The 897-nt window shown below is 45.6% G+C and carries 1 protein-coding gene and 2 pseudogenes; all 3 read left to right on the top strand.

Annotation, left to right across the window (positions count from 1 at the left end):
• A pseudogene (locus tag R7E78_RS25210) lies at positions 1-78 on the top strand (heme exporter CcmD); the annotation flags it as partial.
• Positions 75-560 (top strand): cytochrome c maturation protein CcmE, encoded by a 486-nt coding sequence (gene ccmE / locus R7E78_RS25205; protein ID WP_005457727.1) that lies wholly within the window; start codon positions 75-77, stop codon positions 558-560. The pseudogene R7E78_RS25210 and the gene ccmE, both read left to right, overlap by 4 nt.
• Positions 557-897, top strand: a pseudogene (locus R7E78_RS25200) (heme lyase NrfEFG subunit NrfE); the annotation flags it as partial. The gene ccmE and the pseudogene R7E78_RS25200, both read left to right, overlap by 4 nt.

The raw sequence follows: 897 nt of genomic DNA, 5'->3' as shown, positions 1-897 counted from the left end.
TTAATGAAAGAAGTGAAAGCGAAAATTGACCGTCAAGCGCGTATTGACGCAGCGAAGAATATGGAGAACACCTTATGAACCCGAGACGTAAAAAGAGGCTAGGTATTGTTCTGGCGATCTTTATCGGTATCAGTGCCACCATCGGTTTAATGCTATATGCGCTTAACCAAAATATGGACCTTTTCTACACGCCGACTGAACTGGTCAACGGTAAGCCAGATGGTACTAAACCTGAGGTTGGTCAGCGTCTTCGTATTGGTGGTATGGTAGTTGTAGGCTCGGTTCGTCGTGATCCTAACTCTCTTAAAGTGAGCTTTGATCTGCATGATGTGGGTCCAAAAGTAACGATCACTTACGAAGGTATTCTTCCTGATTTGTTCCGTGAAGGGCAGGGCATCGTTGCGCAAGGTGTTCTAAAAGACGCAACGACAGTTGAAGCGTTTGAAGTTCTCGCTAAACACGACGAAGAATATATGCCACCTGAAATTGCAGAAGCCATGAAGAAAACGCATGAACCATTGCAATACAGCAGTGAACAAAAACAAGGAAGCGGCGAATGATTGCTGAAATCGGCCATTTTTCCCTCATTTTATCTTTAGCGATGGCGGTGCTGCTTTCTGTACTGCCGCTATGGGGCGCATCAAACAATAATACGATGCTGATGAATACCGCTCGACCGCTGTCTTGGTCGATGTTCATCATGCTGTTTTTCTCGTTCGTGATTTTGTGTTGGGGTTTTTATACTAACGACTTCACTCTGCAATACGTAGCAAGTAACTCAAACAGCCAACTGCCTTGGTACTACCGTTTGACAGCGGTATGGGGTGCACACGAAGGTTCCCTATTGCTTTGGGTGCTTATCCAAGCAGGTTGGACTGTCGCGGTTGCTACATTCAA

This window comes from Vibrio sp. YT-19(2023), from assembly GCF_033337395.1.
The sequence above is the reverse complement of the archived record's forward strand: the minus strand, read 5'-3'. Positions and strand labels throughout refer to the sequence as shown.